This is a genomic window from Stenotrophomonas sp. 05N37 (genome assembly GCF_056397365.1).
Window position 1 is genome coordinate 1,095,218 of the sequence record NZ_JBFTNG010000001.1, and the last position, 24,257, is coordinate 1,119,474.

At 67.8% G+C, this 24,257-nt stretch carries 16 protein-coding genes and 1 riboswitch; of the genes, 10 read left to right on the forward strand and 6 right to left on the reverse strand.

Going from position 1 to position 24,257, the window contains the following annotated elements; translation table 11 throughout:
• Positions 1-32: 32 nt before the first annotated feature.
• The 5 genes from AC1DGC_RS04805 to thiC all read right to left on the reverse strand — a co-directional run bounded on the left by AC1DGC_RS04805 (position 33) and on the right by thiC (position 9,192).
• Positions 33-2,900 (reverse strand): TonB-dependent receptor, encoded by a 2,868-nt coding sequence (locus AC1DGC_RS04805; protein WP_478047317.1) that lies wholly within the window; start codon positions 2,898-2,900, stop codon positions 33-35.
• A 68-nt stretch (positions 2,901-2,968) separates the two neighbouring features.
• A complete protein-coding gene (locus tag AC1DGC_RS04810) occupies positions 2,969-3,850 on the reverse strand; it encodes a helix-turn-helix transcriptional regulator (protein ID WP_259207562.1) in 882 nt (293 codons plus the stop codon).
• Between the two features lie 121 nt (positions 3,851-3,971).
• Positions 3,972-6,281, reverse strand: a complete 2,310-nt coding sequence (locus tag AC1DGC_RS04815; protein ID WP_478047318.1) for a winged helix-turn-helix domain-containing protein — start codon at positions 6,279-6,281, stop codon at positions 3,972-3,974.
• Positions 6,282-6,532: 251 nt separating this feature from the next.
• Positions 6,533-7,210, reverse strand: coding sequence for an ion channel (locus tag AC1DGC_RS04820; protein ID WP_259207565.1), 678 nt, complete (start codon positions 7,208-7,210; stop codon positions 6,533-6,535).
• 104 nt (positions 7,211-7,314) lie between these two features.
• Entirely contained in the window at positions 7,315-9,192 is a 1,878-nt protein-coding gene (gene thiC, locus AC1DGC_RS04825; RefSeq protein ID WP_478047319.1) for a phosphomethylpyrimidine synthase ThiC, read from the reverse strand.
• A gap of 113 nt (positions 9,193-9,305) precedes the next feature.
• Positions 9,306-9,407: riboswitch (TPP riboswitch) on the reverse strand.
• A 245-nt stretch (positions 9,408-9,652) separates the two neighbouring features.
• On the opposite strand from thiC, the gene AC1DGC_RS04830 reads away from it, so the two are divergent.
• Positions 9,653-11,221, forward strand: a complete 1,569-nt coding sequence (locus AC1DGC_RS04830; RefSeq protein ID WP_259207568.1) for a BCCT family transporter — start codon at positions 9,653-9,655, stop codon at positions 11,219-11,221.
• A 650-nt stretch (positions 11,222-11,871) separates the two neighbouring features.
• Here AC1DGC_RS04830 and ggt read toward each other — a convergent pair.
• A complete protein-coding gene (gene ggt / locus AC1DGC_RS04835) occupies positions 11,872-13,590 on the reverse strand; it encodes a gamma-glutamyltransferase (protein ID WP_478047320.1) in 1,719 nt (572 codons plus the stop codon).
• 655 nt (positions 13,591-14,245) lie between these two features.
• Between ggt and ilvC the strand changes: the two genes are divergently transcribed.
• The 9 genes from ilvC to leuB all read left to right on the forward strand — a co-directional run bounded on the left by ilvC (position 14,246) and on the right by leuB (position 23,975).
• On the forward strand, positions 14,246-15,220 hold the full coding sequence (gene ilvC / locus AC1DGC_RS04840; RefSeq protein WP_449336362.1) for a ketol-acid reductoisomerase: 975 nt from the start codon (positions 14,246-14,248) through the stop codon (positions 15,218-15,220).
• 39 nt (positions 15,221-15,259) lie between these two features.
• Positions 15,260-16,993 (forward strand): acetolactate synthase 2 catalytic subunit, encoded by a 1,734-nt coding sequence (ilvG, locus tag AC1DGC_RS04845; RefSeq protein WP_478047321.1) that lies wholly within the window; start codon positions 15,260-15,262, stop codon positions 16,991-16,993.
• Positions 16,977-17,237 (forward strand): ACT domain-containing protein, encoded by a 261-nt coding sequence (locus AC1DGC_RS04850; protein WP_128095641.1) that lies wholly within the window; start codon positions 16,977-16,979, stop codon positions 17,235-17,237. Before ilvG ends, AC1DGC_RS04850 begins: the two co-directional genes overlap by 17 nt.
• A 210-nt stretch (positions 17,238-17,447) precedes the next feature.
• The gene (locus AC1DGC_RS04855) at positions 17,448-18,545 is read left to right on the forward strand and encodes a threonine dehydratase (RefSeq protein WP_259207807.1); all 1,098 of its coding nucleotides are present in this window, start codon (positions 17,448-17,450) and stop codon (positions 18,543-18,545) included.
• Positions 18,542-20,095, forward strand: coding sequence for a 2-isopropylmalate synthase (locus tag AC1DGC_RS04860; protein WP_478047322.1), 1,554 nt, complete (start codon positions 18,542-18,544; stop codon positions 20,093-20,095). The genes AC1DGC_RS04855 and AC1DGC_RS04860 overlap by 4 nt, the downstream gene beginning before the upstream one ends.
• Before the next feature lie 9 nt (positions 20,096-20,104).
• Positions 20,105-20,887: a methyltransferase domain-containing protein gene (locus AC1DGC_RS04865; protein WP_478047323.1), complete on the forward strand. Its 783-nt coding sequence runs from the start codon at positions 20,105-20,107 to the stop codon at positions 20,885-20,887.
• 34 nt (positions 20,888-20,921) lie between these two features.
• Positions 20,922-22,343 carry a 3-isopropylmalate dehydratase large subunit gene (gene leuC, locus AC1DGC_RS04870; RefSeq protein WP_478047324.1) on the forward strand — a complete coding sequence of 474 codons (1,422 nt, stop codon included), beginning with the start codon at positions 20,922-20,924 and terminating at the stop codon, positions 22,341-22,343.
• Positions 22,343-22,921 carry a 3-isopropylmalate dehydratase small subunit gene (gene leuD / locus AC1DGC_RS04875; protein ID WP_478047325.1) on the forward strand — a complete coding sequence of 193 codons (579 nt, stop codon included), beginning with the start codon at positions 22,343-22,345 and terminating at the stop codon, positions 22,919-22,921. The genes leuC and leuD overlap by 1 nt, the downstream gene beginning before the upstream one ends.
• Positions 22,911-23,975, forward strand: coding sequence for a 3-isopropylmalate dehydrogenase (gene leuB / locus AC1DGC_RS04880; protein ID WP_478047326.1), 1,065 nt, complete (start codon positions 22,911-22,913; stop codon positions 23,973-23,975). Before leuD ends, leuB begins: the two co-directional genes overlap by 11 nt.
• Positions 23,976-24,257 lie beyond the last annotated feature (282 nt).

Consider the following 24,257-nt stretch of genomic DNA (forward strand, 5'->3'; position numbering starts at 1 on the left):
CCCTCCGTGTAGTGCTACACAGCGTCGATGGATCAGAAGCGCTGGGTGTACTTCATGTACAGGAAGCGACCGATATCGAAACCGCCGTAGTAGGCGAAGCTCGAGTTCTGCTGCGAGTACATCAGCGGACCGCGGTGGTCGAACACGTTGTTCGCGCCCACGGCGATGGTGGCATCCCACGGCGCCTTCCAGCTGACCTGCAGGTCGTGGAAGGTGTTGGCGCCGGTCTTGCGCAGCGGAGCGGTTTCGCCGTAGGCGTAACGGTCCGGATCGGTGCAGCCGATCTCGATGCACGGCTCGTTCAGGCCCGAGTAGTAACGCGCGGTGTAGTTGACACCGAAGTTACCCATCGCCCAGTTGACGCCCAGGTTGGAACGCACGCGGAACAGCGCATCCTGACCGACCTTGCCGATCATGATGTCGTCACCGGCGGCATTCTGGTTGGCTTCGTCGTACTTGGCCAGGTAGCTGGTCTGCCAATCGATGCTGAACTGACCGATGGCCAGCTCCGGCAGGCGGTACTTGATGCCCAGGTCGTAACCTTCGGTTTCCATCTTGCCGAGGTTGGCGGTGCCGTAGGTGATGGCGCTGATGTGGCCATCAGCCGCACGGGTAACGCTGCCGCAACGGCTGGAGTTGCCCAGCACGTAGCAATCACGCAGGATGCGATCGACGCTGTCGTCGATGATCATGTTGCTGATTTCGTAGCGGTACCAATCCAGCGAGATGTCCAGGCCCTGCACCCAACGCGGGCTCCAGACCAGACCCACGGTCTTGCTCTTGGAGGTTTCCGGCGACAGGTTCGGGTTGGCGCCAGAGATGAACTGGTCACCCGACTGGCACGGCGTGGTCTTGCAGGGCACGTTGCCCTGGCCCAGCTGCACGTAGTTGGCCGGTGCACCACCGGCAAGGCAGGCGGCATTGCCGGCCACGCTACCCGACACGCCGACGGCGCACGGATCGGTGTAGCGCTCGAAGCTCGAGCTCAGGCCACCGTACAGATCGGCAATGGTCGGGGCGCGGAAGCCCTCGGCGTAGGTGCCGCGGACCAGCAGCTCGTCCATCGGACGCCAGGTCAGGCCGAACTTGCTGTTGGTGGTGCCACCGAAGTTGCTGTAGTCCGAGTAACGGCTGGCAACATTCAGGGTCAGTTCCTTGGCGAAGGCCATGTCGGCCAGGATCGGCACGTTCAGTTCGAGATAGACCTCGTTCAGATCGTACTCACCCTGGGTGGACTTCTGGCCCAGACCGGTGGACTTGCCCGACTGCGCGAAGGCGTCCGGCACATAGGTGCCTTCTTCCTTGCGGTGCTCCACGCCCACGGCAAAGCCGAGGTCGCCCGCCGGCAGGGTCACGATGGAACCGGACAGGTTGGCGGTGAAGCTGGTGGTCTTGGTGACACCACGGGTGGTGAAGGTCGGGAACAGGAATTCCTGCAGTTCCGGGTCGGCCAGCGAACCCTGGCCTGCAACGCCGTACGGCAACAGCGGGTTCCACGGACGGCAGTCACCCAGCGGGATCGGGCTGGCGGCGCTGCCGCACTGTGCCACGCCGGAGGCGTTGATGAAGGACGGGCCCAGGGCCTGCTGCGACGCGATCAGGCTCATGTCGCCGCGCTGGGTCTTGATCGACTCGTTGCGGTTCCACAGTGCACCCACGTCCCAATCGAAGGTCTTGTCGGCCACTTCGAAGAAGCCGCTGACGGTCGGCGCGAAGCGCAGGGTCTTCAGCTGGCTTTCGGTGGTGCGCGGCACTTCCCACAGACGGCGGCGGAACTCGATGTCCTTGCCGCCGAGACCGTTGACGCTGGTCGGGTTGAAAGCGCTGGCGGCCGACATCGGGGTCTGGATGTTGGATGCGTCGGACTGGTACGGGTAGCCGGCGATCTGCTGGAACGTGTTGCGCTCGTTGTAGAGCACATCGGTGTTCAGGCTGATGCTGTCGGTGAAGTCGTAGGTGCCGTTGATGTACAGCGACTTGCGCTCGACACCGGTCAGCAGGCTCATCTGCTCGTTGGAGTTCGCGTACTCGTCTTCCGTCAGGACATGGTAGTCATTCGGGTTGTTCGGGTTGCCACCGGCATTCAGCGTCTTCCACACGGCGGCTTCGGAGTCGGCGCAGTCCACTTCCAGCGGGTTGCACCAGCTACCGCGCTGGGTGATCGGGCTGCCATCGGCAGCCACCGAGTTCGGGCCACGGCCGCCATCGCGGCTGTACCAGCGGTCCTTGGCCCACACCGGATCCTGCTTGGAGTATTCGGCGGCCAGGGTCAGGCTGCCACGCTCACCGGAAGCGCCCAGCAGCATCGAGTACTGCTGCTCGTCACCGTCGCCGTTGCCGTACTGGCCAACGCGGACGCTGGCTTCGCCGCCATCGAACTTCTTGCGGGTGATCACGTTGACCACGCCGGCAATGGCGTCGGAACCGTAGATCGAGGACGCGCCGTCCTTCAGGATTTCAATACGCTCCACGGCGGCCATCGGGATCTGGCTCAGATCCTGGTAGCCGGCGGTGGTGGCGCCCAGGCGCTTGCCGTTCATCAGCACCAGGGTGCGCTGCGCGCCCAGGTTGCGGATGTCGACGTAGTAGCCGCCCACGTTTTCGCCGGAGGACAGCGAATCCGAACGCGAGATGGCCGGGGAGCCGGCCGAGGTCAGGTTGTTCAGCACGTCAGCGACGTTCGAGAAACCCTGCTTTTCCAGGGCTTCGCGGGTCATCGTCAGGATCGGCTGCTGCGTCTCCATGTTGGCGCCGCGGATGCGCGAGCCGGTGACCGAGATGCGGTCGAGGTCAGTGGTGCCGGAGGCAGCTTCCTGCGCCGAGGCAAAGCTCGGCGCCAGCGCCAGCGCAATGCCGGCGGGCAGAAGGCCCAGCCGCACTGCGGGAGTACGAAAATTCATTTATCTCTCCGAGGTACGTTAGTAGCGTGTTAAAACGCCTCGGAAAGTTACGACTGCGTTACGGTTAATTATTTGCGGGATGCCACCGGAGACTTTGCCGACTTTGGCGACAGCATTCCCACGCTCTCGCGGAAGCCTGACGCAGACTGCCCGTAACGCGCGCGAAACGCCCGTGCGAAGCTGCAGCAGTTGTCAAATCCACTCGCGGCCGCCACTTCGCCGATCATCATGTCGGTATCACGCAGCAGGTCGGCCGCACGCTCCAGGCGCAGGCGCGCCGACAGCGACTGCGGGCTTTCCTCGTACAGGCTCTGGAAGGTCTTGGACAGGTACCAACTGGAGAAGTTGGTCAGCTCGGCCAGTTCGCCGATGCGCACCACGCGGTGACTGTTGCCCTCCAGGAACAGGCGCGCACGCTGCATGCGGCCGAACACCTGGCGCTTGCGCACGCGCGAGCGGCCCGGGCAACGCTGCACGCCGGTGGCCAGCACGCGCTGCAGCGAGGCCAGGTGCAGCAGCACCGGGCGCAGGGACTGGGCCGGCTGGCCGCTGGCCAGCGCGTCGCGCCACAGGCGCAGGGCCACGCGGACTTCGCTGCGGCTCATGCTGCCGCGGCCGGCGTACAGGCTGCAGTCGTCCAGCTGGCCCAGCGCGCGCAGCGCATCCGGGGTCAGGCTCAGCCCGATGCACAGCCCGTCGCGACCGGCCTGGATCATCGGCCGGGATTCCTTCTCGAAGGCGATCCACTCGCGCTGGCGCAGGCGGAAGCGGCCTTCCTTGGATTCCACCCAGGCGCTGCCACGCAGCTGCATCCACACGGTGAAGGTGGTGCCGGCGGTCTGCAGGCTGCCGAGCCGGGCCACGCCCAGACAGGTGGGCAGCGCGCCGTCGTCGACGATCTTGTCCAGGGAAAGCGATTGGCCGCGATCGGCCAGGGAGAGCTGACGCATGACTGCACCGTGTTTGCCGTTACTGGGCAAACGTTTTGCCAAATCAGGCCGGCGCGGTCAGGAAGGTTCAACGAGATTCATCCGAATTCGACACGAGGCCGACACGAAGGAATCACGAAGACTATTTTCCCTTTGGCAACAAGGCGTTGGAGATGGCGGAAAACACCGGGGCAGGCGCATCGGGCAGCGTCATCACGCCGATATCGGCGCCATCGGCGACCGCCAGGGCCACGTACAGGGCGCTGCCATCGCGCTGCGCACTGAAGCCGTTGCCGGCGCTCAGGCGCTCGCCGTCCAGGCAGTACTCGACACCCGGCGCGCCGGCCGTGATGCGCGAGAACAGCGTGGCGCAATCGGCGCGGTTGGACAGGTAATCGACGCTGCCATGGGGGGCCACGGTCCAGGTGCGGTAGCGCCAGCGCGATGGCCGGTCATCGCTGACCTGCTGGATGCTGTCGGCAGTGAGCTGCGCATCGGCCGACCACAGCCCGCCCGCCGACAGCCGGGTGAACAGCACGCGCCGGGTGGAGGGATCGAAGCGCGCCTGCGAGACCCCGTCGATGCTGCCCAGCAGTTTCCACGGCGTACTGCGGCGGTCGAACAGGGACAGCCGCATGCGCTCGTGCTCGTCGCGATCGACCACCAGCAGGTGCTGGGCATCGGCGGCATACAGCGCCTGCAGCGGTTGCGCGACCGGCACCGGCAGCGCCACCACCTGTTCGTCGCGCGGGGACACTTCATAGATGATCGGATTGGCCTGCGCATCGCGGCCGGACACCAGCAGATGGGTGCTGTCCGGCGACCAGTCGGCGGCCTGCCGGGTCTCCGGGCGCAATCCCTCGACCGGGCGCAGCGATTCCGGGCGGCCCAGGTCGGCCCACCACAGGCCGTAGTTGCCGGAGCGGTCGGAGGTGAACACCAGTTGCCGGCCGTCGGGCGCGAGCATGGGCTGGCCATCGCGGCCGTTGGAGGCGAACAGGCGCTCGGGCTGGCCCGGCCGGCCGTCGGTGAGCGGCACGCGGAACAGGCCGAACTGGGCCTTGCGGTGGACGAAGGCGAGCATTTCGCTGTTGCGCGCCACTGCCGGCGACTGCGCATCGTCGATGCCGACATCGCGCAGCGTGCGGGTCTCCACGTCCAGCTCGTACAACCGCGATTCGCTGTCCACGCGCCGGCCGAACACGATGTGGCGGCTGTCGCTGCGCCACGCCCAGCCACGGATCTCGGCCGAATCGTCGGTGAGCTGCTCGGGCACCCCGCCGGCGGCAGGCAGGCGCCAGAGGTCGCCGATCTGCGGGTTGCGCACGAACACGATCCAGCGTCCGTCCGGCGAGTAGCGCGGGGCGTAGTCGAAGCTGTCCTCGGCGACCTGGTAGTCCAGTGGCGTCCAGCGCCCGCTGGCGATATCCAGCACGCGGATGCCACGGTGAGCGAAGCGGCCGGCCAGCGAGCCGAACACCAGCCCACGGCCATCCGGGGTCCAGTCGAAGCTGAGCAGTTCGGTGCCGTCGCAGCGGGTGACGTGGCGCACCGCGCCGCCGGTGGCACTGGCGATCAGCACCTCGCAGCCGGCATCGGGACCGAAGCGCGCAAAGGCGATCTCGCGCCCGTTCGGCGACCAGTTCGGAAAGCGGTCCGAGTAGCCGTCCGGCGTATCGGCAAGCAGCCGCGCGGGGGCGTTGCCGGAGGTCTGCACCTTGATCGTGCTGCCCTGGCGTGCGCTGCTGTCGGCCTCGTAGGCCACCTGCGAGCCATCCGGGGAAAGCGTGGGATAGGTCTCGAAGCCGGCGGTGGCGGTGATCAGTCGATACGGCCGCTGCGGGCTGCCGACCACGCGGCTGCCATCCTCGAGCACGCCGCTGCCGGCGGAGGCCGGCGCAGGCCGTTGCAGGAGCAGCGCGGTCATCACCAACAGCGCGATCAGCATGGCGATGCCCAGCGCGAGCAGCACGTAGCGCCGCATCCGTCGCCAGCGACTGCGCGGCGACGAGGCGACGCCATCGTCCGCGCCCGGCGCACTCGAAAGCACCGCGTCGGCGGAACTTTCGAGTGCGTCCGGCGCGGGCGCCGCGACGGCATCCTGCACGGTGACGGGCACGAGCAGGCGATAACCGGTCTTGGCGATGGTCTCGATGTACGGCGTGCCGGTGACATCGTCACTGCTGAACGCCTTGCGCAACTGGGTGACGGCCTGGGTGAGCACATCGTTGGTCGGCAGCGTATCGGGCCACACCTCGGCGAACAGTTCATCGCGGGTGACCACCGCCCCCGGCGAGCGCATCAACGCCTTCAGCACGCCCAATGCCTTGGGCGTCAGCCGACGTGGACGGCGCGCGCCCGGCACGCTGACCTCACGGGAGGACAACGTCACGGTGCAATCGCCGATCCTGATCACATCGACTGGGGGAGACTCGCTAGTGGGGCTGATCATTCCGGTGCTACGAGTGAATGCAGAACAACAGGAACGCAGCATCCATCGCAACCGAACACCGATCGAACGAACCGCCAGATTCCGCACATGCCATCAGCGCAAACCGCAAAAAAACTGAAGCGCGCGAATACTAGCCTATGCCGGTTAACTGCGCCTGTGCGCGTGGACAACATCAGGCTCTCTCTCGCCGACGAATTCACATAAATCGCTTCAGTATTCGCGCCTTCGGGCGCGACTTTTTTATCTGCGATTCAGTTTCGTCCACGCCGAAGCATGGTCAATCCGACCAGCCTGGAAACCACCAAAGCCACGTACATCACGCCTGCAAACTGCTCCAGCATGACCAGTGCCCGGGCCTGTGGATGCACCGGCACGACATCGCTCAAACCGACCCCGGACAGCAAGCTGAAGCTGAGATAAAGCAGCTCCATCCAGGTCCGCAATTCGGTTTCGCTGGTGGCCAGGAAACTGCCCGGGTACCACTGTTGGCAAACCGAGAAGGCGAACGCGAATGCCCAGGCGAGCAGGGTGAATGTCGCCCCGGCCGCAAACAGCTCGTCGCGGGTGACCTTGTGGTCCTGCAGCATGTAGGCGGTGAGGCTGCCGGCGGTATAGAAGTACAGCAGGCACTCCAGCAGTTGCGCGGTGGTGGTGAGTGCGGGCCGGCCCAACAGAGCGCCGCTGATGGAGAACACCACCGAGGGAATCGCGAGCAGCAACGCCAGCCACATGCCCAGCGGGCTGCGCCGCACCACCCACAACGCCAGGCCGAGCACGGCAATGCCGAACGCGCCGAACACCGCGCGGCTGGCCCCGGCCTCGTCCATCGCCGGGTACAGCAGCACGCCCAGCAACTGGACACCGAGCAGCCAGGCCGACGGGTGCCGGCGGGCGATGGCCAGCCATTTGGTGGTGCGTGCGATGGCCATGCCAGATCCCTTCCCTGCCCCGGTTGCCGCCGAGCTTAGCGCGTTGCCCGCGGTGGTCGCATGAGCGTGCCGGGACGGCGAGCGCGCCGCCCCGGCACGGGCCATCACGCCTGTCGGTACACGTCCGCGCCCAACGCGCGGAACTCCGCCGATTTGCCGGCCATTCCGTCCTGCAGCGCGTCCTGTTCGCCCAGGCCATGCTCGGCGGCATAGTCGCGCACGTCCTGGGAGATCTTCATCGAACAGAAGTGCGGGCCGCACATCGAACAGAAGTGCGCCAGCTTGTGCGCGTCCTTGGGCAGGGTCTCGTCGTGGAACTCCTTGGCCTTCTCCGGATCCAGGCCGAGGTGGAACTGGTCCTCCCAGCGGAACTCGAAGCGCGCCTTGCTCAGCGCGTTGTCGCGCACCTGCGCGCCCGGATGGCCCTTGGCCAGGTCGGCGGCATGCGCGGCGATGCGGTAGGCCATGATGCCGTCGCGCACGTCCTGGCGGTTGGGCAGTCCCAGGTGTTCCTTCGGGGTGACATAGCAGAGCATCGCGGTGCCGTACCAGCCGATCATCGCCGCGCCGATCGCGCTGGTGATGTGGTCGTAGCCAGGCGCGATGTCGGTGGTGAGCGGGCCGAGCGTGTAGAACGGCGCTTCACCGCACTCGCGCAGCTGCTTGTCCATGTTTTCCTTGATCAGCTGCATCGGCACGTGGCCGGGGCCCTCGATCATGGTCTGCACGTCGTGCCTCCACGCCACCTTGGTCAATTCACCGAGGGTTTCCAGCTCGCCGAACTGCGCTGCGTCGTTGGCGTCGGCGATGCAGCCCGGGCGCAGGCCATCGCCCAGCGAGAAGGTCACGTCGTAGGCCTTCATGATCTCGCAGATATCCTCGAAGTGCGTGTAGAGGAAATTCTCCTTGTGGTGGGCCAGGCACCACTTGGCCATGATCGAGCCCCCGCGCGAGACGATGCCCGTCACCCGTCGGGCGGTGAGCGGGACGTAGCGCAGCAGCACCCCGGCGTGGATGGTGAAGTAGTCCACGCCCTGCTCGGCCTGCTCGATCAGGGTGTCGCGGAAGATCGGCCAGCTCAGGTCTTCGGCACGCCCATCCACCTTCTCCAGCGCCTGGTAGATCGGCACCGTGCCGATGGCGACCGGCGAGTTGCGGATGATCCACTCGCGCGTTTCATGGATGTGCTTGCCGGTGGACAGGTCCATCACGGTGTCACCGCCCCAGCGGATCGCCCACACCAGCTTTTCCACCTCCTCGGCGATGCCCGAGGACACCGCGCTGTTGCCGATGTTGGCGTTGATCTTGGTGAGGAAGTTGCGGCCGATGATCATCGGCTCGCTTTCGGGGTGGTTGATGTTGTTGGGCAGCACGGCACGACCACGGGCGATCTCGTCGCGGACGAACGCCGGGGTGATCAGCGCCGGGATCGAGGCGCCGAACGCCTCGCCCGGATGCTGCCGCAGCAGCGCCGCCTCGCGGACCGCCTCCAGCCGCTGGTTCTCGCGGATGGCGACGAACTCCATCTCCGGGGTGATGATGCCGCGGCGCGCGTAGTGCATCTGGGTGACGTTGGCGCCGGCCAGCGCGCGACGCGGCTGGGTGCGCGACGGGAAGCGCACCGCATCCAGGCGCGCGTCGAGCGCGCGCGAACGCCCGAACGCGGAGCTCAAGCGGGCCAGCGGCTCGGTATCGCCGCGCTCGGCCACCCAGCCTGCGCGCAACGCCGGCAGCCCGGCGGCAAGGTCGATGGCGGCCTGCGGGTCGGTGTACGGGCCGGAGGTGTCGTACACGGTGACCGGTGCGTTCTCTTCGCCGCCGAACAGCGTCGGGGTGCGGGTCAGCACGATCTCGCGCATGGGGACCTGCACGTCGCTGCGCGATCCGGGCACGTGGATCTTGCGCGACCCCGGGATCGGCCGGGTGACCGACGTGGAGAGTTGCTGGGCTTGCTGCTGCAAGGTGGGGTGCGGTGCGTTCATCTGGCTTCGTCCTGGATCGGTTTCCGCACGGGACGTGGCGGAAGGGACGAAGCGGCGGCGCACGGCGGACGCATCACGGGCCGCCGTCGGACGGGGGCCCGATGGCGCAATGCGTCACCTGTTGCGAAGCATCCCTACGCCGGTGTCAACCGGATCAGGTTCGAAGGGACTATCTCAACCGTGGCCGTTGGGCCGCGGTACCCCCGCTTCGGGGCGAATTAGACCACAACGCCGACGCGATTGGCGCATCCCCGACGAGCGCCTCGGCGGCGCCGGTTTGAACGTGAACAATGCGCTGACAGTGCATGGCCTAGAATGCTGCGGCGCGGCAGGGCCTCTCCCGTCCGCAGCGGAGTTCCGCATCGCCCGGCATCGACCGGCTTGAATCGCCCCAGCGGGTGTTGTCGCGCTGGAGACGGCAGGCATTGGCTCGCCTCATTCGTACGGAGAAACTCCCCGCATGGTGTTTCGCATTTCCATCGCACTGATCGTCATCCTGGTGCTGATCGCCGGCCTCGCGCCCGGCCCCTTCAACGACGTGGTGCAGAGTGGCCTGGGCCACATCATCCGCAGCACCGGCTGGCTGTACCTGCTGGTGGTGTTCATCACCCTGTCGTTCCTGATGTACCTGGCCTTCGGCCGCCTGGGTTCGCTGCGCATCGGCGGCGAGGATGCCGAGCCGGACTTCTCCAACGCGAGCTGGATGTCGATGCTGTTTGCCGCGGGCATGGGCATCGGCCTGGTGTTCTGGGGGGCCGCCGAACCGATCTCGCACTTCATCAAGCCGCCGGAAGGATTGGCGCCGCAGAGCATGGAGGCCGCCCGTGCCTCGATGCGCTACGCGTTCTTCCACTGGGGCCTGCATCCGTGGGCGATCTATGCGCTGATCGGGCTGGCGATGGCCTGGTTCCAGTTCAACCGCAACGGCCGCGGCTTGATCAGCGACCTGCTGCAGCCGCTGATCGGCGCCCACCACCGTGGCTGGATCGGCACGGTGGTCAACGTGGCGGCCGTGGTGGCAACGGCCATCGGCGTGGCCACCACGCTGGGCTTCGGCACGATCCAGATCGCCGCGGGGCTGCAGCGGGTGTTCGGCATCCGCGATTCGATCCCGGTGCAGCTGACCATCATCGCGGTCGCCTTCGTGCTGTACATGGCTTCCACCACCAGCGGGGTCAACCGTGGCATCAAGTGGCTGTCCAATTTCAACCTCGGCCTGGCTGCGCTGCTGCTGGCCCTGGTGCTGGTGCTGGGGCCCACCGGCTTCATCTTCGATACGTTCACCACCACCATCGGCTCGTACCTCAATTCGCTGGTGACGATGAGCCTGCGCATGTCGCCGTTCTCCGGCAGTACGTGGGTGGCCGACTGGACGATCTTCTACTGGGCGTGGTGGATCGCATGGGCGCCGTTCGTGGGCTCGTTCATTGCGCGGGTCTCGCGCGGGCGCAGCATCCGCGAGTTCGTGCTGGGCGTGGTGATCGCGCCGAGCGTGCTGGGCTTCCTGTGGTTCTCGGTGTTTGGCGGGACCGCGCTGTGGTCGCAGATCTTCGGGCACGTGGACCTGGCCCAGGCGCTGGGCAACGGCTACGAGACGGTGCTGTTCACCATGTTCGACAGCCTGCCGATGCCGACGGTGCTGTCGGTGATCGCGCTGGTGCTGCTGATGATCTTCTTCGTGACCTCGGCCGATTCGGCGGTGCTGGTGCTGGCGACGATGTCCACCGAGGAAGCCGGCGATCCGCCGCTGGCACGGCGCATGGTGTGGGGCGTGGCGATCGCGCTGATCGCCGGGGTGTTGCTGCTGGCCGGCGGCCTGACCGCGCTGCAGGGCATGATCACGATCGCGGCGCTGCCGTTTGCGCTGCTGATGCTGCTGGTGATGTGGTCGCTGTACCGGGTACTCGATACCGAGTACGCCCTGCAGCGCCGCCGCGCCCAGCGGGCGCGACGGATGATGGACGAGTGGATCGAGCGCGAGATCGCCGCGCAGGAAGAAACGCGCGACGAGGCGGCGCGGGCACCTTAGTGGTGTGGCCGTGAGGCCCGTGCGTGGGGCGTGGCGGGAGAGCAGCCGAGCGTGGCTCGGCTCTACCTGGGATGGGTCGCGATTGTCGGGGTTGAGGGTGATGCTGCGTGGGCGTTTCGCGATCCCGTGCACCCTGCCCTCGGACACGTGGCTGGGCGGTTGGGGAGAGCAGCCGAGCGTGGCTCGGCTCTACCTGGGATGGGTCGCGATTGTCGGGGTTGGGGGTGATGGTGGGTGGGCGTTTCGTGAACCCGTGCACCCTGCCCTCGGACACATGGATGGGCGGTTGGGCGAGCAGCCGAGCGTGGCTCGGCTCTACCTGGGAGGGGTCGCGATTGTCGGGGTGGGGGTGATGGTGCGTGGGCGTTTCGCGATCCCGTGCACCCCGGCCTTGGGGACATGGCTGGGCGGTTGGGGAGAGCAGCCGAGCGTGGCTCGGCTCTACCTGGGATGGGTTGCGATTGTCGGGGTTGGGGGGTGATGGTGCGTGGGCGTTTCGCGACCTTTATGGGTGACGGCCGGTGGGCTGGGGTTGACGTTGCACTGGTAGTGCCGAGCCATGCTCGGCAGCAACATTCCTCAGCCATCGGTCCCCATGACAATGAGCGCGGAAGGCGCAGCCACGCATGGCGTGGCTCCCCCTCGCGTGGTCAGTACCCCGCCGCCTGCCCATCCTTGCGGCTCTCCGATGCGCCGTAATACACGCCGGTGTCGGGGTCGCGCAGGATCGCCTGGTAGCCGCCGTACGGGCCGTCGGCGAATACCACCCGGTGGCCCTTGCGCATCAGTGCGCGCACCGTCTCGTACGGGAAGCCGGTTTCCAGGTTGACCTCGCCGCCGTCGCTCATCGCGGTGGCCTGCCCGGTCGGTTCGGTCGAGCCCTCGTGCTGGATGCGCGGTGCGTCGCCGGCCTCCTGCAGGTTCATCCCGAAGTCGACCATGTTCATCACGATCTGCGCGTGGCCCTGCGGCTGCATCGCCCCGCCCATCACGCCGAAGCTCATCCAGGGCTTGCCGCCCTTGGTCACGAAGCCCGGGATGATGGTCTGGAACGGGCGCTTGCCCGGCGCATAGCCGTTGGGATGGTCCTTGCGTAGCACGAACATCTCGCCGCGATCCTGCAGGATGAAGCCCAGCCCCGGCGGGGCCATGCCGCTGCCCATGCCGCGGTAGTTGGACTGGATCAGCGACACCATCATGCCGTCCGCGTCGGCCACGGTCATGTAGATCGTGTCGCCCTCCTCCAGCTGCCTGGGCGTGCCGGGCTGCACTTCGCGCAGGGCCTTGTCCATCGAGATCAGCGCGCGACGCTCGGCGGCGTAGCCCTTGGACACCAGCTTGGCCACCGGCGCCGGCTGGAACGCCGGGTCGGTGTAGAAGCGGGCGCGGTCGGCGAAGGCCAGCTTCTTGGCCTCCACAAACAGGTGCACATGCTCGGGTGAGCCAAAGGCGATCTTCGAGAAGTCGTAACCCTCCAGCACGTTGAGGATCTGCAGCGCGGCGATGCCCTGGCTGTTGGGCGGCAGTTCCCATACGTCATAGCCGCGGTAATTGCTGCTCACCGGCTCGACCCACTCGCCGTGGTGGCTGGCCATGTCCTCGTAGCTGAGGTAGCCGCCATTGGCCTTGAAGTAGCTGCCGATGGTGCGGGCGATATCGCCCTTGTAGAACGCGTCGCGGCCGCCTCGGGCGATCTGCTCCAGGGTGTTGGCCAGGTTCGGGTTCTTCCACAGCTCGCCCTTGCGCGGCGCATGCCCGTTGACGGTGAACTGTTCCTTGAAGCCGGGGTACTGCGACAGCTTGGGCACCGAGCGGTCCCAGTAGTAGGCGATCACTTCGGCGATCGGGTGGCCCTCGCGCGCGTAGCGGATGGCGGGGGCCAGGTTGTCGGCCATCGGCTTGCGGCCGAAGCGCTCATGCAGCGCGAACCAGCCATCCACCGCGCCGGGCACCGAGACCGGTAGCGGACCGGTGGCCGGGATCTCCTTCAGCCCGCGGCGCTGGAACTCGGCCAGGGTCAGCGACTTCGGCGACCGGCCCGAGCCGTTGTAGCCGTAGAGCTTTTGTGTCTTCGGGTCCCACACGATGGCGAACAGGTCGCCGCCGACGCCATTGCCGGTGGGCTCCATCAACCCCAGCGCGGCGTTGGCCGCGATCGCCGCGTCCACGGCCGAGCCGCCGCCCTTCATCACGTCCAGCGCGATCTGGGTGGCCAGCGGTTGGGAGGTGGCCGCCATCGCGTGCGGGGCGATCACTTCCGAGCGGGTGGCGAAGGTGTGGCCGGTGATGCGGTCGGCGGCGATGCCGGCAATGGGGAGGGCACACAGCACGGCGGCGGCAAGCAGGCCGCGGGCAAGACGTCGGGGCACGGAAGGTTCCTGGAGGGGTGGTAGCCCCACCGATAGTGGCGGCAGTGGCCCGTCCATGGCATCCGACAATGGTCATGCTGCCGCTCGGGAAACGGACCGGAATCCGCGCAGAAGCGGCCCTGAAAATAGTGAATTCCGGTTCACCACAACGCTTTCAGCCGCAACCATCCTTGTGCGGCGGGCCTTTGCGCTGGATGCAGGCGAAACCGTTGGAAATGTGCCGGCAAAGGTTGACAGCGCCAAAACCGCTGTGGTTTTCTCGATCTCATGTTGCAGCGCACAGCCACCCGCGAATCCATCCAGCACGCCGACACCGGCGGGGCCTCGATCCGTTCGCTTCTCGTCCTCGTACTTATTACCCAACCAACAGGTGCGGGACGGACCGGCGTGTAAGCAAGACTGCCAGGTATCCATCAAAACCCGCACCCACCCAGGTGCGGGTTTTTTCGTTTCAGAGCCCCTCGATTCCTCCCCTCCCCCTTTTCGACTGCCCTTGCCGCCATGACCCGCCAGCCCGCCAGCACCGCTTCCACGCCCACCGCCTGCCCGGCGGCGGCGTGCGTTGGTGGCATGGCGCGCGCCACCCCTTCCCCTGACTGGCCGACGTGTCCCTGACCGTCGGCCATTTTTTTCTTTCCGCCAAAGGATCTCCCCCATGAGCACCAACGACCTGCCCCAGATCAAGATCGCTGTTGTCGGCTACGGCAGCCAGGGCCGCGCGCACGCGCTGAACCTGCGCGAATCCGGCTTCGACGTCGTCATCGGGCTGCGCCCGGGCGGTCCCACCGAGGTCAAGGCACAGGCCGACGGCTTCACCGTCAAGGCCCCGGCCGAGGCGGTCAAGGAGGCCGACCTGGTGGCCGTGCTGACCCCGGACATGGTGCAGAAGAAGCTCTACGAGGACGTGCTCGCCCCCAACATGAAACAGGGCGCGGTGCTGTTGTTCGCGCATGGCTTGAACGTGCATTTCGACATGATCAAGCCGCGCGACGACCTGGACGTGGTGCTGGTCGCGCCGAAGGGCCCGGGTGCACTGGTGCGCCGTGAGTACGAGATCGGCCGCGGCGTGCCGTGCATCTGGGCGGTCTACCAGGACAGGAGCGGCAAGGCCGCCGAGTACGCGCTGGCCTACGCCACCGGCCTGGGCGGCGCACGCGCCAACCTGATCCAGACCACCTTCAAGGAAGAGACCGAGACCGATCTGTTCGGCGAGCAGGCGGTGCTGTGCGGCGGCGCCTCGGCGCTGGTCCAGGCCGGTTTCGAAACGCTGGTGGAAGCCGGTTACCAGCCGGAAATCGCCTACTACGAAGTGCTGCACGAACTGAAGCTGATCGTGGACCTGTTCTACGAAGGCGGCATCACCCGCATGCTGGAGTTCATCTCCGAAACCGCGCAGTACGGCGACTACGTCAGCGGCCCGCGCGTCATCGACGCCGGTACCAAGGCGCGCATGAAGGACGTGCTGACCGACATCCAGAACGGCACCTTCACCAAGAACTGGGTGGCCGAGTACGAAGCGGGCCTGCCCAACTACACCAAGTTCAAGCAGGCCGACCTGGAGCATCCGATCGAAAAGGTAGGCAAGGAACTGCGCGCCAAGATGGTCTGGTTGCAAAGTCAAGCCGCGTAACCGCGCGGCTCCCCCACCCGCTTTCGTAAAGGTCACCGCATGAACACCTCCGCACACAGCACCGCGCCCCGCAACGGCGCACGCTGGTTGACGCAGGCCCTGGAAGCCGAGGGCGTGCATACGCTGTTCGGCTACCCCGGCGGCACTATCATGCCGTTCTACGACGCCCTGGTGGATTCGGGGCTGAAGCACATCCTGGTCCGCCACGAACAAGGCGCGGCACTGGCCGCCAACGGTTATGCCCGTGCCAGCGGCCAGGTCGGCGTCTGTGTCGCCACCTCCGGCCCGGGCGCCTCCAACCTGGTCACCGGCATCGCCGATGCGATGCTGGATTCGGTGCCGATGGTCTGCATCACCGGCCAGGTCGCCACCCCGCTGCTGGGCACCGACGCGTTCCAGGAACTGGACGTATTCGGGCTGACCATGCCGATCGTCAAGCACAGCTGGCTGGTGCGCTCGGTGGACGACCTGCCGCGCGTGGTCCGTGAAGCATTCCGCATTGCGCGCGAAGGCCGCCCCGGTCCGGTCCTGATCGACCTGCCCAAGGACGTGCAGATCGCCGATGCCTCGCACCTGCCAGAGCACACCCCGGCCACGGTGAGCCCGCCGCCGGCACCGCAGGACGACGCAGTGGCGCAGGCCATTGCCGCGATCGCCGCCGCCGAGAAGCCGGTGGTCTACGCCGGCGGTGGCGTGGCGCTGGGCGACGCGGTGGAGGACTTCCGCGCGTTCGTCGAGGCCAGCGCCATCCCCACCGTGCTGACCCTGCGTGGGCTGGGCGCGCTGCCGCCACAGCACCCGCACTACCTGGGCATGCTGGGCATGCACGGCACCCGCGCGGCCAACATGGCCGTGCAGGAGAGCGATCTGCTGGTGGTGGTGGGCGCGCGCTTCGACGACCGCGCCACCGGCAAGTTGAACGAGTTCGCCCCGTTCGCGCGGGTCATCCACATCGACGCCGATGCGTATGAGATCTCCAAGCTGCGCAGTGCCGACATCGCCGTGCCGGGCAACGTGGGCGGCGCGCTGCGTGCGCTGACCGCCGCTGCCACCGCGCCGGCCTCGCAGGAGGCGTGGCGCAAGCGGTGCGGCACCCATCGCGAGCGGTTCGCCGCGCGCTACGACGCCCCGGGCAAGCACATCTACGCCCCGGCGCTGCTGAAGCGCCTGAGCGAGCTGGCCCCGAGCGATGCGATCATTGCCTGCGACGTGGGCCAGCACCAGATGTGGGTGGCCCAGCACTGCCGCTTCAACCACCCGCGCAACCACCTGACCAGCGGCGCGCTGGGCACCATGGGCTTCGGTCTGCCGGCGGCGATGGGTGCGCAGTTCGCCTGCCCAGACCGCACCGTGGTGCTGGTGTCCGGCGATGGCAGCTTCATGATGAACGTGCAGGAGCTGGCCACCATCGCCCGCTGCCGCCTGCCGGTGAAGATCGTGCTGCTGGACAACAGTTCGCTGGGCATGGTGCGCCAGTGGCAGGAACTGTTCTTCGCCGAGCGTTACAGCGAGATCGACCTGTCCGACAACCCGGACTTCGCCGCGCTGGCCCAGGTGTTCGGCATTCCCGCCACCCGCATCGAGGCCCGCGACGACGTCGAGGGCGGCCTGGCCGCGCTGCTGGCCCAGCCGGGCCCGGCGCTGCTGCACGTGGCCATCGATGCCCGCGCCAACGTGTGGCCGCTGGTGCCGCCCAACAACGCCAACAGCACCATGCTGGAAAGCAATCCAGCCCATCAGTCCCAGGAGTTCCCCAATGCAATACCGGCTTGACCTGGTGCTGGTTCCCGCCGAGGGCGCGCTGCTGCGCGTGATCGGCATGGCCGAACGCCGCGGCTTCGCGCCGCGCGCGATCGCCGGTGCGCCCAACGCGGCCGACAACGGCCGCTGGCACCTGCAGATGGTGGTGGACAGCAGCCGTCCGCCGGAGACCCTGTGCCGCCAGATCGAGAAGATCTACGACTGTGTTTCGGTGCGCATCAGCGCGCTGGAACCCGGTACCGGAGTATCGGTATGAACGCCCGCACCGTTTCCACGGTGCCGGTACGGAGGTCTCTTCTCGAAGCACGGGGATGTACACGTGGTGCGCGCGCAGGATGCATGGCGTCCCACCGCGCAGCACAGGGATGTGCACGTGGTGCGCGTGCAGGATACATGGCGTCGCACCGCGCTGGGGCGTCGTGGCACCGCGCAGCGCATGCCGGCGATCACCGTGGCCGGGGGCGAAATGCCCACTAGCGGTGCCCCGCAGGAACCGGACGTAGGCGAGGTAAGCGTCGCCGACGTGCTGGCCGCGCAGGCGCGGCTGCGTCGCTATCTGCCACCCACCCCGCTGCATTACGCCGAGCGCTTCGGCGTGTGGCTGAAGCTGGAGAACCTGCAGCGCACCGGCTCGTACAAGGTGCGCGGCGCGTTGAACGCGCTGCTGGCCGGGCGCGAGCGCGGTGACGACCGCCCGGTGATCTGCGCCTCGGCCGGCAACCACGCCCAGGGCGTGGCCTGGGCAGCGTATCGCCTGGACATCCCGGCGATCACGGTGATGCCGCACGGCGCACCGGCCACCAAGATCGCGGGCGTGGCCCACTGGGGCGCCACCGTGCGCCAGCACGGCACCAGCTACGACGAGGCGTACGCCTTCGCGCGTGCGCTGGCCGACCAGCACGGCTACCGGTTCCTGTCCGCATTCGACGACCCCGACGTGATCGCCGGGCAAGGCACGCTGGGCATCGAGCTGGCGCCGCATGCGCCGGACGTGGTGATCGTGCCGATCGGCGGCGGTGGCCTGGCCTCCGGCGTGGCGCTGGCGCTGAAATCGCAGGGCGTGCGCATCGTCGGCGCCCAGGTCGAGGGCGTCGATTCGATGGCCCGCGCGATCCGCGGTGATGTCCGCGAAATCGCCCCGGTGGCCACGCTGGCCGACGGGGTCAAGGTCAAGATCCCCGGCTTCCTGACCCGCAAGCTGTGCAGCGCGCTGCTGGACGATGTGGTGATCGTGCGCGAAGCCGAGCTGCGCGAGACCCTGGTGCGGCTGGCGCTGGAAGAACATGTCATCGCCGAGGGCGCCGGTGCCCTGGCCCTGGCAGCCGGGCGCCGCGTGGCCGGCAAGCGCAAGTGCGCGGTGGTCAGCGGCGGCAACATCGACGCGATGGTGCTGGCGCAGTTGCTGGCCGACATCCGCCCTCGCCCGCCGCGCAAACCCCGCCGCCGCGCCAGCGAGCGAACGCGACTATCCCTGCCGACCGCGCTCGCCCCACCCAAGATTCCCGCTGCTTCCCCTTCCTTTGTGACCCCATCCGACATCGCTGTCGAGGAGACCTCCTGGTGACCACGCCCAACTCCCCCCGCATTAGAATTTTCGACACCACCCTGCGTGACGGCGAGCAATCGCCCGGCTGCAGCATGAGCCCGCAGCAGAAACTGGTGATGGCCCGTGCGCTGGACGAGCTGGGCGTGGACATCATCGAAACCGGCTTCCCGGCCAGCTCGCAGTCCGACCGCGAAGCGATGGCGATGATCGGCCGCGAAGTGCGCCGGCCGACGCTGGCGGTGCTGTCGCGCTGCCTGGCCGCCGATATCGAAACCTCGGCCAAGGCCCTGGAGGCCGCGGCCAACGCACGCCTGCACGTGTTCCTGTCCACCAGCCCGCTGCACCGCGAGCACAAGCTGCGGATGAGCCGCGAGCAGGTACTGGAATCGGTGCACAAGCACGTCAGCCTGGCGCGCAGCTACATCGATGACGTGGAGTTTTCCGCCGAGGACGCCACCCGCACCGAGGAAGACTTCCTGATCGAGGTGGCGCGCGTGGCCGTGGCCGCCGGCGCCACCACCATCAACCTGCCCGACACGGTCGGCTTCACCACCCCCGAAGAGATCCGCGGCATGTTCCAGCGCGTCATCGCCGGGGTGCCCGACAGCGACCGCATCATCTTCAGTGCCCATTGCCACAACGACCTGGGCCTGGCCGTGGCCAACTCGCTGGCCGCCATCGAAGGCGGCGCACGCCAGGTGGAATGCACCATCAACGGCATCGGCGAGCGGGCCGGCAACTGCTCGCTGGAAGAGATCGCCATGGTGCTGAAGGTCCGCAATGCCTTCTACGAGGAAGACACCCGCATCAATACCCCGCGCATCGTCTCCACCTCGCAGCTGCTGCAGCGCCTGGTCGGCATGCCGGTACAGCGCAACAAGGCGATCGTCGGTGCCAACGCGTTCGCGCACGAGTCGGGCATCCACCAGCACGGCATGCTGCGCCACCGCGGCACCTACGAAATCATGCGCCCGGAAGACGTGGGCTGGGAGTCCTCGCAGATGGTGCTGGGCCGCCACAGCGGTCGCGCGGCGGTCGAGCAGCGCCTGCGTGCGCTGGGCTTCTGGCTGGACGAGGAAGAACTGAAGCACGTGTTCGAGCAGTTCAAGGCGCTGTGCGAGCAGCAGCGCGTGGTCACCGACGCCGACCTGCAGGTGTTGATGCAGGGCAGCGCCACCCAGAACGGCTACCGCCTGGCCTCGATGACCATCAGTGACGTGGGCAGCCGTGCCAACGCGCTGGTCGAGCTGTCCGACCCGGACGGCAACCGCGTGGCCGAGACCTCGCAGGGCGATGGCCCGGTGGATGCGCTGTTCGGCGCGCTGTCGGCCGCCACCGGCGTGCAGCTGATGCTGGACAGCTACCACGTGCACAGCGTGGGCATCGGCGCCGATGCACGCGGCGAAGCCAACCTGAGCGTGCGCCACGACGGCGTGGAGTACGAAGGCACCGGCACCAGCCGCGACATCATCGAAGCCTCCGCCCTGGCCTGGCTGGACGTGGCCAACCGCCTGCTGCGCCAGCGCAACGCCACCGCCGAACAACCCGCGGCCAGCGCCGCCGCCTGAGGAGTCTGCATGAGCGCCTTCGACAGCCACACCCCCCCCGACGCCGGCCAGCAGTGGAACGCGCACGACTACGCCATCGACGCCGGCTTCGTGCCCGTGCTCGGCGGTGCGGCCGCGCGGCTGCTCGATCCGCAGCGCGGTGAACGCATCCTCGACCTGGGTTGCGGCGACGGCGTGTTGAGCGTCGACCTGGCGCTCAGCGGCGCGCACATCACCGGCGTGGACGCCTCGCCGGAGCTGGTCGGCGGCGCGCGCGCACGTGGCATCGAGGCACATGTCATGGATGCCCATGCCCTGACCTTCACCCGCCAGTTCGATGCGGTGTTCAGCAACGCCGCCCTGCACTGGATGCGCGGTGCCGACCAGGTGATCGCCGGCGTTGCCCGTGCGCTGAAGCCGGGCGGCCGCTTCGTGGCCGAGATGGGCGGGCACGGCAACGTGGTGGCCATCACCAGCGCGCTGCAGGCCGCCCTGTGCAGCAACGGCCACGCGGTGCCGGCGTTCCCGTGGCACTTCCCCACCGCCGACGACTACGCCGAGCGCCTGCGCGCGCACGGCTTCCAGGTGCGTTACATCGAGATGCAGGCCCGTCCCACCGCATTGCCCACCGGCATGCGCGGCTGGCTGCGCACCTTTGCCTCGCCGTTCCTGACCGGCCTGGACGCTACACAGCGCCAGCGCGTCATCGACGACGCGGTCGCGCTGCTCGAGCCCACCCAGTGCGACGCGCGCGGCCAGTGGACCGCCGATTACGTGCGGCTGCGCTTCGATGCGCGCCTGCGCACCGTTTGACCTATCTTTGACACGAACACAGCAAGGCCATTCCATGACCCCAGCTCCCCGCACCCTGTACGACAAACTGTGGGACGCCCACATCGTCGTGCCCGAATCGGACAGCGCGCCCGCCGTGCTGTACATCGACCTGCACCTGATCCACGAAGTGACCTCGCCACAGGCCTTCACCGAACTGCGCGAGCGCGGCCTGGCACCGCGCCGGCCGGATCGGACCAAGGCCACCATGGACCACTCCACCCCGACCCTGCCGGCCGGCCCCGACGGCAAGCTGCCCTACGCCAGCGCCGCCTCCGAAGCCCAGGTGGCCATGCTGGCGCGCAACTGTGCCGAGCACGGCATCGATCTGTTCGACCTGCAGTCGGCCAACCGCGGCATCGTGCACGTGATCGCGCCCGAGCAGGGTTTCACCCAGCCGGGCATGACCATCGTCTGCGGCGACAGCCACACCTCCACCCACGGTGCGTTCGGCGCCCTGGCCTTCGGCATCGGCACCAGCGAAGTGGGCCACGTGCTGGCTACCCAGTGCCTGCTGCAGCGCAAGGCGAAAACCATGGCCATTACGGTCGACGGCGTGCTGCCGGTGGGCGTGGGCGCCAAGGACGTGGTACTGCACATCATCGGCGTGATCGGCGTCAATGGCGGCACCGGCCACGTGCTGGAATTCCGCGGCAGCGCCATCGAGGCGATGGACATGGAGCAGCGCATGACGTTGTGCAACATGTCGATCGAGGCCGGGGCACGCGCCGGCATGGTGGCCCCGGACCAGACCACCTTCGACTGGGTGGCCAACACCCCGCGCGGGCCCAAGGGCGCCGACTTCGACGCCGCCGTGGCGGCCTGGTCGCAGCTGCGCAGCGATGCCGGCGCACGCTTCGATGCCGAGGTCCACATCGAGGCCGCCGACATCCGCCCCACGCTGACCTGGGGCACCCACCCCGGCACCGCCATCGCCGTGGACCAGCCGATCCCGGCGGCCAACGATGCCGCCGACCAGAAGGGCCTGGACTACATGCACTTCCACGCCGGGCAGACCCTGGCCGGCACGCCGGTGGACGTGGTGTTCGTCGGCTCGTGCACCAATGGCCGCCTGAGCGACATGCGCGAAGTGGCGCAGGTGCTGCAGGGCCGCCGCGTCGCCGACGGCGTGCGCATGCTGGTGGTGCCGGGCTCGGAGATCGTCAAGCGGCAGGCCGAGGCCGAAGGCATCCACGCCATCGTGCGTGCCGCCGGGGCCGAGTGGCGCGAGCCGGGCTGCTCGATGTGCATCGCCATGAACGGCGATCTGGTGGCACCCGGCCAGCTGGCGGTGAGCACCAGCAACCGCAACTTCGAAGGCCGCCAGGGCCCGGGCTCGCGCACACTGCTGGCCTCGCCGATGACCGCGGCCTGGGCAGCGGTGAACGGGCGGGTGTCCGATCCGCGTGACCTGTATGCCGCCCAGGAGGTGGCCTGATGAGCGGCTTCCGTACCCTGACCTCGACCAGCGTGGTGCTGCGCGAGACCAATATCGACACCGACCAGATCATCCCGGCGCGGTTCCTGTCCACCACCGAGCGCGCCGGCCTGGGCAAGCACGCCTTCAACGACTGGCGCTGGCAGGCCGACGGCACGCCCAACCCGGGCTTTGCCTTCAACCAGCCGCACAACGCCGGACGCAGCATCCTGCTGGCCGGGCGCAACTTCGGCTGCGGCTCCTCGCGCGAACACGCGCCGTGGGCGCTGACCGACCTGGGCCTGCGCGCGATCGTCAGCAGCGAAATCGCCGACATCTTCCGCGGTAATTCGCTGAAGAACGGGCTGCTGCCGATCGTGCTGGACGAGGCCGACGTGCAGACGCTGATGCAGCGCCCGGACGACACATTGACCATCGACATCGCCGCGCGCGAGCTGCGCACGCCCGATGGCCGCGTCTACCCCTTCCCGCTCGACGGCTTCTCGCAGACCTGCCTGCTGGAGGGCGTGGACCAGTTGGGCTATCTGTTGGGCCGCACGTCTGACATCGAACGTTACGAGAGTGAACATGCACGCTGAGATCGTCGTACTGCCGGGTGACGGCATTGGTCCGGAAGTCGCCGCCGCCGCCGTCGCGGTGCTGGGCGCCGTTGCCGACCGCTTTGGCCACACCTTCAACTTCAGCGAACACGACATCGGGGGCATCGCCATCGACCGCCATGGCGAGCCGCTGCCGGCCGCCACGCTGGACGCCTGCCGCAACGCCCAGGCGATTCTGCTCGGCGCCGTGGGCGGCCCGAAGTGGTCCGACCCGAATGCCACGGTCCGCCCGGAGCAGGGCCTGCTGGCGATCCGCAAGGCGCTGGGCCTGTACGCCAACCTGCGCCCGGTGCGCACCCATGAAGCCGCACTGGACGCGTCGCCGATCAAGGCCGAGCTGCTAAAGGGCGTGGACTTCGTGGTGGTGCGTGAACTGACCGGCGGCATCTATTTCGGCGAGAAGACCCGTACCGCCGATACCGCCAGCGACCTGTGCAGCTACAGCGTGGGCGAGATCGAGCGCGTGCTGCGCAGCGCCTTCCGCCTGGCGCAGACCCGCCGCGGCAAGGTCACGTCGGTGGACAAGGCCAACGTGCTGGAAACCTCGCGCCTGTGGCGTGACGTGGCCGCGCGCATCGGCCGCGACGAGTTCCCGGAGGTTGCGCTGGAGCACCAGCTGGTCGATTCGATGGCCATGCACCTGCTGGCCAAGCCGCGCGAGTACGACGTGATCGTCACCGAGAACATGTTCGGCGACATCCTCACCGACGAAGCCTCGATGCTGGCCGGTTCGCTGGGTCTGCTGCCGTCGGCCTCGCTGGGCGAGCCGGGCGCGGTGGGCATCTACGAGCCGATCCACGGCTCGGCCCCGGACATCGCCGGCAAGGGCATTGCCAACCCCTACGCCACCATCTTCAGCGCCGCGATGCTGCTGCGCCATTCGTTGGGGTTGGAGGACGAAGCCGCCGCGGTGGAAGCGGCCGTGCATGCGGCGCTGGATGCCGGCGTGTTCACTGCAGACCTGGCTGCCAAGGGCCAGGCGGTGAGCACCACGCAGGCCACCGACGCGGTGCTGGCGCGCCTGCGCGGCTGAAAAGCAGCCACGCCCGTAGAGCCGACCGTTGGTCGGCTGCTCTCCGCGCCGGGATTGAGCGCAGCCGACCAACGGTCGGTTCTACGGGATGCCTCGGCGCAGCCGACCAACGGTCGGCTCTACGGGATGTATCGGGCAGCCGACCAACGGTCGGCTCTACTTCAGACCTGGCGGCAAGCACCACGCAGGCCACCGACGCGGTGCTGGCACGCCTGCGCGGCTGAAAGCAGCCACGCCCGTAGAGCCGACCGTTGGTCGGCTGCCCTCCGCGCCGGGATTGAG

What these genes read in the sequence shown, in the direction of transcription:
- AC1DGC_RS04805 (WP_478047317.1), bottom strand. Translation starts at nt 2,900, where the DNA reads ATGAATTTTCGTACTCCCGCAGTGCGGCTGGGCCTTCTGCCCGCCGGC.
- AC1DGC_RS04810 (WP_259207562.1), bottom strand. Translation starts at nt 3,850, where the DNA reads ATGCGTCAGCTCTCCCTGGCCGATCGCGGCCAATCGCTTTCCCTGGAC.
- AC1DGC_RS04815 (WP_478047318.1), bottom strand. Translation starts at nt 6,281, where the DNA reads ATGATCAGCCCCACTAGCGAGTCTCCCCCAGTCGATGTGATCAGGATC.
- AC1DGC_RS04820 (WP_259207565.1), bottom strand. Translation starts at nt 7,210, where the DNA reads ATGGCCATCGCACGCACCACCAAATGGCTGGCCATCGCCCGCCGGCAC.
- thiC (WP_478047319.1), bottom strand. Translation starts at nt 9,192, where the DNA reads ATGAACGCACCGCACCCCACCTTGCAGCAGCAAGCCCAGCAACTCTCC.
- AC1DGC_RS04830 (WP_259207568.1), top strand. Translation starts at nt 9,653, where the DNA reads ATGGTGTTTCGCATTTCCATCGCACTGATCGTCATCCTGGTGCTGATC.
- ilvC (WP_449336362.1), top strand. Translation starts at nt 14,246, where the DNA reads ATGAGCACCAACGACCTGCCCCAGATCAAGATCGCTGTTGTCGGCTAC.
- ilvG (WP_478047321.1), top strand. Translation starts at nt 15,260, where the DNA reads ATGAACACCTCCGCACACAGCACCGCGCCCCGCAACGGCGCACGCTGG.
- AC1DGC_RS04850 (WP_128095641.1), top strand. Translation starts at nt 16,977, where the DNA reads ATGCAATACCGGCTTGACCTGGTGCTGGTTCCCGCCGAGGGCGCGCTG.
- AC1DGC_RS04855 (WP_259207807.1), top strand. Translation starts at nt 17,448, where the DNA reads ATGCCCACTAGCGGTGCCCCGCAGGAACCGGACGTAGGCGAGGTAAGC.
- AC1DGC_RS04865 (WP_478047323.1), top strand. Translation starts at nt 20,105, where the DNA reads ATGAGCGCCTTCGACAGCCACACCCCCCCCGACGCCGGCCAGCAGTGG.
- leuC (WP_478047324.1), top strand. Translation starts at nt 20,922, where the DNA reads ATGACCCCAGCTCCCCGCACCCTGTACGACAAACTGTGGGACGCCCAC.
- leuD (WP_478047325.1), top strand. Translation starts at nt 22,343, where the DNA reads ATGAGCGGCTTCCGTACCCTGACCTCGACCAGCGTGGTGCTGCGCGAG.
- leuB (WP_478047326.1), top strand. Translation starts at nt 22,911, where the DNA reads ATGCACGCTGAGATCGTCGTACTGCCGGGTGACGGCATTGGTCCGGAA.